Origin of the sequence: Methylorubrum podarium (assembly GCF_022179745.1) — a bacterium.
GTDB lineage: Bacteria > Pseudomonadota > Alphaproteobacteria > Rhizobiales > Beijerinckiaceae > Methylobacterium > Methylobacterium podarium.
Genome location: NZ_BPRD01000428.1, coordinates 1 through 1726, shown reverse-complemented (window position 1 = coordinate 1726; position 1726 = coordinate 1). Strand labels below are relative to the sequence as shown.

Genomic DNA, 1726 nt, shown 5'->3' with positions numbered 1-1726 from the left:
GACCGTCGAGACCACCCGACCGTTGGAGAGGCGGCTGATCTGCTCGACGACCGCGGCGGGCTGGACGCCGTAAAGGGCCGCCCGGGTGTAGTCGACGCGCACCTCAAGCTGCGGGATGCGCACCTGCCGCTCGACTTGCAGGTCCGCGAGACCCGGGATCGAGGCCATGCGGTCGCGCAGGGAGTTCGCGACCCGCCGCAGGGCGTCGAGGTCGTCGCCGAACACCTTGAGCGCGATCTCGGCCCGCACGCCCGAGAGCATGTGGTCGAGCCTGTGCGAGATCGGCTGGCCGACGTTGACCGCCACCGGAAGGGCGGCGAGGCGCCCGCGGATGTCGGCGACCAGCGCCTCCTTCGGACGCTTCGTACCTTCGTCGAGCGCCACGTCGATCTCGGAGGAGTGGACGCCCTCGGCGTGCTCGTCGAGTTCGGCCCGACCGGTCCGGCGGCCCACCGCCTTCACGCCCGGGATGTCCAGGAGCAGCTTCTCGGCGATCAGCCCGACCCGGTTGCTCTCGGCGAGCGAGATGCCCGGGTTGAAGGTCATGCTGACCGTGAACGAGCCCTCGTTGAACGGAGGCAGGAAGGCCCGGGGCAGGTTCCAGGCGGCGACGCCCGCGGCGGCGACCGCCACGGCGACGCTTCCGACGAGCCAGCCCTTGTGCCGGAAGGCGACCCGCAGCAGGGCGGCGTTGCCCCGCTTGAGCAGCTTGAGGAAGCGGCTGTCGTGCTCCTCAAGGTTCCTGAGCCCCGGGAGCAGCAGCGACGCCAGCACCGGCGTCAGGGTGATGGAGGTGAGCAGGCTCGCCAGGATGGAGATGATGTAGGCCTGCCCCAGGGGTGCGAAGAGCCGGCCCTCGATGCCCGAGAGGGCGAAGAGCGGCACGAACACCAGGATGATGATCAGCGTCGCGTAGACGATGCCGGAGCGCACCTCGTTCGAGGCCTCCACCACCACCTGGAACACGCTCTTCGGGTTGCCGGCCTTTCGGTTCTCGCCGAGCCGCCGGTAGATGTTCTCGACATCGACCACCGCGTCGTCGACGAGCTCGCCGATGGCGATGGCCAGGCCCCCGAGCGTCATCGTGTTGATGGACAGCCCGAACAGGTGGAACACCACCGCGGTCGTCAGCACCGAGACCGGGATGGCGAGCAGCGAGATCGCCGTGGTGCGCACGTTCAGCAGGAAGGCGAACAGCACCACCGCCACGACCAGCACGGCCTCGACGAGGACGCGCTCGACGTTGCGGATCGAGGTCTCGATGAAGTCTGCCTGCCGGAACAGCACTTGGTCGGCCTTGATGCCGCCGGGCAGGTTCGGGTTGAGTTCCTTCAGTGCGGTCTCGATGCTGCGGGTCAGCCGCACGGTGTCGACGTCGGGTTGTTTCTCGACCGAGACGATGACCGCTGGCTTGGCCATGTAGCCGGCGTCGCCCCGCTTCACCTTCGCGGCGAAGGACACCTCGGCGAGTTGGCGCAGGTAGACCGGGGCGTCGGCGACCGTGGCGACCACGAGGTTGCGCAGGTCGTCGAGGCTCATGGTCCGGCCGATGCTCCGGATCAGGTACTCGCGGGCGTTCTGATCGGTGAAGCCGCCGCCGGCGTTGGTGCCGAACTGCGCCAGCGCCGTCTCCAGCTGGGCATTGGTCACCCCGAGCGCGCGCATCGCCGCTGGGTTGGGGCTGACCCGGAACTGGCGCACCTCGCCGCCGATGGGGATGACCTGC

General features: G+C 69.1%; 1 protein-coding gene. It reads right to left on the bottom strand.

Annotation, left to right across the window (positions count from 1 at the left end; translation table 11 throughout):
* Positions 1 to 1726, bottom strand: a 1726-nt coding sequence (locus MFF42_RS19940; RefSeq protein WP_238257311.1) for an efflux RND transporter permease subunit, incomplete at both ends; no start/stop codon positions are given.